The sequence below is a fragment of the Streptomyces sparsus genome (genome assembly GCF_054776295.1).
The window spans coordinates 1-822 of record NZ_BAAHCA010001457.1; the positions used below are offsets into that span (position 1 = coordinate 1).

The window sequence follows — 822 nt, forward strand, 5'->3', positions numbered from 1 at the left end:
GAGTGACCGGCCGACGGGGAGCCGGTGGACGGGGAGCCGCGTGACTCCAGGGCGATCGTGGTCAGCAGCCGGGCCCGGGCGGCGTCGTTCCGGCCGGGGGTGAGGGTGCTGAGCGTGCGCTCGGCCGCGGCGACGAGCTGCGCGGCCTGTTCGGGATCGTCCGACCGGGTCCAGATGGCCGGGACGTCGTACCTGCCGATGACCCGGGCGGTGAGTTCGGGATCACCGAGTTGTTCGGCCGCGGTCACCGCCGCCACACGGTGGTGCCGGACCGCCTCCAGTCCGCTGCCACCGGTCACGGCGAGGTTGCGCAGCAGGCCGACCGTCGACTCCAGGCGGGCGCGGGCGGTCGGCGGCACGGCGCGGTCGTAGGCGGCGGCTGCCCGGGCCCAGACGTGTTCGGCGGTGGGCGCCGCGTCGAGGTGGCGGTCCTGGTGGAGGATGTCCGCCTCGAGGCGGCGCAGCCGCGGGCCGGGGTCGACTCCCAGCTGTTCGCTGAGCAGGGCGCGCGCCCGGCGTAGGACGGTGAGCGCGTCGGCCTGGCGGCCGGTCCGGTAGAGCGCGAGGGCCAGCAGGTGCCAGGCGTCCTCCCGCCAGGGGTGCTCGCTGACGTGCGCGTCGAGCGTCGGTACCGCCTCGGCTGCGAGACCCAGCGTGAGTTGGGCCTCCGCGCGGCGCTCCACGGCGTGCAGCCGCAGCTCGGTGAGCCGGGAGCGTTCGGCACGTGTCCAGGGCTCGTCGGCGAAGTCGGCGTAGGCGGGTCCGCGCCACCGTGCCAGCGCCCGGGCCAGTCGTGGCGCCGTGACGGCGGGTGGCTGCCCG

General features: G+C 76.5%; 1 protein-coding gene. It reads right to left on the minus strand.

The genetic code is table 11. The annotated features are described in order from the left end of the window. Positions 1 to 822: AfsR/SARP family transcriptional regulator (locus ACYVE9_RS29020; protein WP_461030857.1), on the minus strand; the 822-nt coding region annotated here is incomplete at both ends.